Annotated in this window: 6 protein-coding genes; all 6 read right to left on the reverse strand. The window is 70.4% G+C overall.

Annotated features, from left to right (window positions below):
* Nucleotides 1–227, reverse strand: a 227-nt coding sequence (locus tag P409_RS25105; protein ID WP_034844932.1) for a glycosyltransferase, incomplete at its 3' end; no start/stop codon positions are given.
* A complete protein-coding gene (locus P409_RS25110; RefSeq protein WP_034844933.1) occupies nucleotides 224–1,348 on the reverse strand; it encodes an FtsW/RodA/SpoVE family cell cycle protein in 1,125 nt (374 codons plus the stop codon). The genes P409_RS25110 and P409_RS25105, both read right to left, overlap by 4 nt.
* Nucleotides 1,349–2,746 (reverse strand): UDP-N-acetylmuramoyl-L-alanine--D-glutamate ligase, encoded by a 1,398-nt coding sequence (gene murD / locus P409_RS25115; RefSeq protein WP_034844936.1) that lies wholly within the window; start codon nucleotides 2,744–2,746, stop codon nucleotides 1,349–1,351. It lies immediately after the preceding gene.
* A 4-nt stretch (nucleotides 2,747–2,750) separates the two neighbouring features.
* Nucleotides 2,751–3,836 (reverse strand): phospho-N-acetylmuramoyl-pentapeptide-transferase, encoded by a 1,086-nt coding sequence (gene mraY / locus P409_RS25120; protein WP_034844937.1) that lies wholly within the window; start codon nucleotides 3,834–3,836, stop codon nucleotides 2,751–2,753.
* A gap of 16 nt (nucleotides 3,837–3,852) precedes the next feature.
* Nucleotides 3,853–5,319, reverse strand: a complete 1,467-nt coding sequence (locus P409_RS25125; RefSeq protein ID WP_034844938.1) for a UDP-N-acetylmuramoylalanyl-D-glutamyl-2,6-diaminopimelate--D-alanyl-D-alanine ligase — start codon at nucleotides 5,317–5,319, stop codon at nucleotides 3,853–3,855.
* Nucleotides 5,316–5,580, reverse strand: a 265-nt coding sequence (locus P409_RS25130; protein ID WP_034844939.1) for a glutamate ligase domain-containing protein, incomplete at its 5' end; no start/stop codon positions are given. The genes P409_RS25125 and P409_RS25130, both read right to left, overlap by 4 nt.

The following is a 5,580-nucleotide window of genomic DNA, read 5'->3' on the forward strand; positions in this document are numbered from 1 at the left end:
AGCGTCGCGGTCTTCAGCTTGCCTATCAGCCCCGGCGCGACGGTGGCGGAGCGGACGGCGTCGACCGGCACCTCGGGCAGCCGGTCGCCGAAGGCGCGGCCGCGCGGGTCGGTCGCCAAGCGCACGGCATGACCGCGGGCGATCAGCGTCCGCGCCAGCGCCTCCGCCGGGAAGACATGGCCGCCGGTGCCGCCCGCGGCCAGGAGGATGGGGCGCTGGTCATTCACCGTAGCCCCCCTCCCCCGGCATGCCTGCGGGTCAGGGCCAGCACCATGCCCATCCCGTAGCCGAGCGCGATCAGGGAGGAGCCGCCATAGCTGACGAAGGGCAGCGTCATGCCCTTGGTCGGGATCAGGTGCAGGGTCGAGGCCATGTTGATCGCGGCCTGCAGCCCGAACTGGGTGACGAGGCCGACCACTGCCAGCATGATGAACAGGTTGGTCTCGTTCGCCACCCGCGACAGGCCGCGCACGACGATGAAGGCGAACAGCGCCACCAGCAGCAGGCAGAAGAACAGGCCGAACTCCTCGCCACCGACGGCGAAGATGAAGTCGGCATGGGCGTCCGGCAGGTACAGCTTGACCGTGCCCTCGCCCGGGCCGGTGCCGAACAGCCCACCATTGGTGAAAGCCTCGAGCGCCCGGTCGACCTGGTAGTTGTCACCGGTCGAGGGGTCGAGGAAGCGGTCGATGCGGCTGCGGACATGGTCGAACAGGAAGTAGGAGCCGACCAGGCCGCCGGAGCCCAGGGCGATCAGCCCGACCACCAGGAACATCGGCAGGCCGGCGATGAAGAACTGGATGAACCAGACCGCCGTGACCACCACGGTCATGCCGAGATCCGGCTGCGACAGCAGCAGGAAGACGATCATGGCGTAGAGCACGGTCGAGGCGATGTAGCCGGGAAAGCCCGGCCGCATCTTCTGCTGCGCGAACAGCCAGGCGGCGGCCACGGCGAAGGCCGGCTTGACGAATTCCGAGGGCTGCAGCGACAGGCCGGGCAGCTGGATCCAGCGGGTGGCGCCCTTGATCTCGACCCCGACGAACAGCGTGGCGAAGACGCCGAGCATCGACAGGACCAGCACGATCGCGGCGACGCGGCGGATCGCCCCCGGGCTCATCAGCGAGACCATGAAGGTCAGCACGATCGCCGGCAGCAGCATCATCAGATGCCGCTCGATGAAGTAGAACTCGCCGAGATTGATGCGCTGGGCCACGGCCGGGCTGGCGGCCAGGATCAGGATCGAGCCGATGCCCATGATGATGCCGAGCAAGAGCAGCATCCAGCGGTCGACGGTCCACCACCAGCGGCCGATGACTGAGCTGTCCGCGCGATCCAGGGTCACCATCTACAGCTCCCCCCTCTCCACCCGGACCTGCAGGCCCTTGACCGAGGCGGCGAAGGCCTCGCCCCGCGCCTCGAAATTGGCGAACTGGTCGAAGGAGGCGCAGGCCGGCGACAGCAGCACCACGGCATCCGTGGCGCCGTCCGCCTTGGCGGCGCGATAGGCGGCCTCGATCGCGGCGTCCAGGTCGGTCGAGCGCTGATACGGCACCCGGCCGTCGAGATGGGCGGCGAATTTCGGCGTGCCCTCGCCGATCAGGAACGCCTGTCGCACCCGCGGCAGATAGGGATCGACCGCCTCCAGCCCGCCCTCCTTCGGCCGGCCGCCGGCGATCCAGTAGATCGTGTCGTAGGAGCCAAGCGCCTTGGCCGCCGCGTCCGGGTTGGTGCCCTTGCTGTCATTGACGAAGCGGATGCCGGCGATGGTGCCGACCAGCTGCTGGCGGTGAGCGAGGCCCGGGAAGGTGCGGATCGCCGCGGCCAGCACCTCTTCCGAAACCCCGGCGGCGCGGGCGGCGGCCCAGACGCAGGCAGCGTTCTGGCCGTTATGGGCGCCCGGCAGGGCTGGCGCCTGGCGCAGGTCCAGCACCGGGCGGGCTTCACCCTCGGTGGCGTCGTGCAGCACGAAGTCGCGGACGAAGACGCCGCCCTCGACCGCGCGCGCGGCCGAGACCGGGATCGCCCGGATCTCCGGCCGTGCCCGGGTCTTCTCGAACACCGTGCGGGAATAGTCGTCATCGACCCCGATCACCGCCGTGCCGCCCGGCCGGATGCCGTCCAGCAGCCGGGTCTTGGCGGCGACGTAGCCGGCCATGTCGGGATAGCGGTCGAGATGGTCGGGGGTGATGTTGATGAAGACGCCGATCGACCACGGCACCTCGGTGATGGTCTCGAGCTGGTAGGACGAGACCTCCAGCACGTACCAGCCGCCGGGGCCGACCGGGCGGAGGCCGAGCGCCGCGGGGCCGAGATTGCCGCCGGCCTCGGAATCCAGGCCCGCCGCTTGGAACACGTGCTGCAGCAGCGCCGTGGTGGTCGACTTGCCGTTGGTGCCGGTGACGCCGAGGAAGCCGGCATCCGGCAGGGCCTCGGCCAGCAGGTCGATGTCGCCGACCAGGCGGCTGCCGGCCTCCAGCGCCCGGGCCACGGCCGGGTGCGGCTGCGGATGGGTGCGCGGGATGCCGGGGCTGAGCATCACCAGGTCGATGCCGGCCATGCCCTCGGCCGCGAAGTCGCGCACCGGCACGCCCTCGCGCTCGGCGAAGGAGCGGCCGGCGACCTTGTCGTCCCAGGCGGCGACGGTCACGCCCGCCGCCTTGAGCGCGCGGATCGCGGCGGTGCCCGACTTGCCGAGGCCGAGTACGGCGACGCTGCGGCCCTTGAGATGCGAGAGGTCGATCATCCGATCACCTCAGCTTCAGGCTGGAGAGGCCGATCAGGGCCAGGATCACGGCGATGATCCAGAACCGGATCACGATGGTCGGCTCGGCCCAGCCCTTCTTCTCGTAATGGTGGTGCAGCGGCGCCATGCGGAACACCCGCTTGCCGGTCAGCTTGAAGCTGCCGACCTGCACCATCACCGACACCGCCTCGAGCACGAACAGGCCGCCGATGATCGCCAGCACGATCTCGTGCTTGGTGATCATGGCAATGGCGCCGAGCGCGCCGCCCATCGACAGCGACCCGGTGTCGCCCATGAACACCATGGCCGGGGGCGCGTTGAACCACAGGAAGCCAAGCGCGCCGCCGATCAGCGCGCCGCAGAACACCGCCAGCTCGCCGGCGCCCGGGGCGTGGTGGATCTGCAGGTATCCCGCGAACACGGCGTTGCCGGCGAGATAGGCGATCAGGCCGAAGCAGGTGGCGGCGATGATCACCGGCATGGTGGCCAGGCCGTCCAGCCCGTCGGTCAGGTTGACCGCGTTCGAGGCGCCGACCATGACCAGCATGGCGAAGGGGAAGAACAGGATGCCGAGCTCGACCATCACGTCCTTCAGGAACGGGATGGCGACCGCGGTCTCCCGCACCTCCGGCGTCACCTGCAGGTACCAGAACACGGCGACCAGGGCGATCACGCCCTGCACCACCAGCTTCAGCTTGCCGGACAGGCCCTTGGGGTTGCGCTTGGTCAGCTTGAGGTAGTCGTCACCGAACCCGACTAAGCCGAAGCCGACTGTGACCAGCAGGGTGATCCAGACAAACGCGTTGCGCAGATCGGCCCAGAGCAGGGTCGAGACCACGATCGCGATCAGGATCATCAGCCCGCCCATGGTCGGCGTGCCGCGCTTCTTGAAGTGGCCCTCGGGCCCGTCCTCGCGGATCGGCTGCCCCGCCCCCTGCCGCGACTTCAGCCACCGGATCATCGACGGGCCGATGACGAAGGCGATGACGAGCGCCGTCATTACCGCGGCCCCGGTCCGGAACGTCAGGTACCGGAACAGGTTGAAGATCAGCGCCTGGTCGGCGAGCGGGGCGAAGAGGGCCGGAAGCACCGGGACCGTTCCTTTTTCAGAGGCCGTTGGCGACGCGCTTGGGCGAGGCCTGTGGGGCCCGGTTCTCGCGCGCCACGTGCAGATTTTCCAGCGCCTCGACGATCACGGCCATGCGGCTGCCGAGCGAGCCCTTGACCATGACGCAGTCGCCCGGGCGCACCGCCTCGGCCAGGACCGGCGCCAGGGCGGCGCTCTCGGCCGCATAGGCGCCGCGCCGGCCTTCCGGCAGGGCGTCATAGAGCTGCTTCATGTCCGGGCCGCAGGCGAAGACCAGGTCGATATCGTTGGCCAGCACATGCTGCTTCAGCCCGGCATGCAGGGCCGGCGAATCGGGCCCGAGCTCCAGCATGTCGCCGAGCACGGCGATGCGGCGCCCGTCCGGCCCGCTGTCGACCCCGCCCAGCACCTCGAGGCTGGCGGCGACCGAGACCGGGCTGGCGTTGTAGCTTTCGTCGATCAGCAGCAGCTTCCCGGCCTGGCCGCCGCGCTGCAGCTCGACGGTGATGCGGGCGCCGCGGCCGCGCAGCGGCGTGATCCGGCCCATCGCCCGGGCCGCGCCGGCGATGTTGGCGCCCATGGCCTTGGCCGCCAGCAGCACCGACAGGCTGTTCAGCACCCAGTGCCGGCCCGGGGCCGACAGGGTGTAGCGCAGCGGCTCGCCCAGGATCACGGCGTTGACCGCGCTGGCCGCGGTGTGCAGCGAGCAGTCGATCAGCCGGGCATCGGCCTCGGCATGCTCGCCGAAGCTCCAGATCCGGCCGACGCCCTGGGTGCGGGCATGGGCGACGAGGCGCGGGAAGAACGGGTTGTCGCGGTTCAGGATCGCCGTGCTCTCCGGCCCCATGCCGCGGAAGATCTCGGCCTTGGCGTCGGCGATGCCCTCGACCGAGTGGAAATGCGCGGCGTGCACCGCCTCGACATTGGTGATGATGGCGACGTCCGGCTCGACCAGGCGGGACAGCGGCGCGATCTCGCCGGCGTGGTTCATGCCCAGCTCGAACACGCCGTAGGTCACCTGCTCCGGCATCCGCGACAGGCTGAGCGGCGCGCCCCACTGGTTGTTCAGGTTGCCCTGCGAGGCATAGGCCGGCGCGGTGGCGGACAGGGCCAGCTTCAGCGCCTCCTTGGTGCTGGTCTTGCCGACCGACCCGGTGACCCCGACGACCCGGGCCTCGCTGCGCATGCGGGCGAAGCGCGCCAGGTCGGTCAGCCCGTCCATGGTGTCCTCGACCACCAGGAGCGGCGCGTCATGCGGCACGCCCTGCGGCACCCGGTCGACCATCACCGCCGCGGCGCCCTTGGCCAGGGCGTCCTTGACGTAGTCGTGGCCGTCGAAGTTCGGGCCGCGCAGCGCCACGAACAGGTCGCCCGGCACGACCGAGCGGCTGTCGATCGAGACGCCGGTCGCCGACCACTCGCCGACCTGCATCCCGTTGGTAGCGGCAGCCGCCTCCGCGGCCGGCCAGAGCGCAGGGGTGGTCATGGCGTTCGTCTCCATCGCGGGTCGCTCTTCAGTTCGGTCACGGCTGCACGCGCCTGCTCCGCATCGTCGAAGGGGCGTACGTCATCGCCGATAATCTGGCCGGTCTCATGGCCCTTTCCGGCCACGACCAGGACATCGCCGGGGCCCAGCCCCTGCACCGCAGCGCGGATCGCGTCGGCCCGGTCGCCGATCTCGGCGGCGCCGGGGCAGCCGGCCAGCACCTGGCGGCGGATCTCGGCCGGGTCCTCGCTGCGCGGGTTG

The organism is Inquilinus limosus MP06, from assembly GCF_000767795.1.
GTDB classification, from domain to species: domain Bacteria; phylum Pseudomonadota; class Alphaproteobacteria; order DSM-16000; family Inquilinaceae; genus Inquilinus; species Inquilinus limosus_E.